We start from the raw sequence: 562 nt of genomic DNA on the forward strand, positions 1-562 counted from the left end.
CATATTGGACAAATCAATATGATAATCCCGATAACCCTAATTTTCATGCTGAAACTACTGGTAAAGAAATTGTCGATTTACCTATTGATTCTGTTGTAGGGGCAGTAAGCACAGGTGGACATTTGTGCGGAATTGGAAAATTTATCAAACGATTTAACCCTGAGATAAATGTAATTGCTTGTGATGTTAAAGGTTCTGCTGTATTCCAAAATCAATTTAATCCGTACTTAATTAATGGGGTCGGGCTGAGCTGGAGAGGTCAAAATACGAATTTAGAAGTGATAGATCAAGTTTGTATAGCAAGAGATCAAGAAGCAATTTCAACTTGTCGCATATTAGCTAAAGAGTATGGCATTATGATAGGTGGTTCTGGCGGGTTATCAGTCATTTCAGCATTAGCATGGCTACAAAATAGTAGTGCAAAGGCGGCTGTGACAATTATTCCAGACACAGGAGTAAACTATTTGGATCAAATTTATGATGATATCTGGTTAGAGCAAAGAGGAATAATATTATTAGAAAAAGATCAGCTTCAACAAAGGATAAATGCGAAGCAATTTAT

General features: G+C 35.8%; 1 protein-coding gene. It reads left to right on the forward strand.

Features of this window, described 5'->3' with window-relative positions:
• Positions 1-562, forward strand: a 562-nt coding sequence (locus KVT31_RS29340) for a pyridoxal-phosphate dependent enzyme (RefSeq protein WP_217613704.1), incomplete at both ends; no start/stop codon positions are given.

The sequence above is a fragment of the Bacillus sp. GbtcB14 genome, assembly GCF_019091205.1.
Lineage (GTDB): Bacteria > Bacillota > Bacilli > Bacillales > Bacillaceae_G > Bacillus_A > Bacillus_A cereus_AG.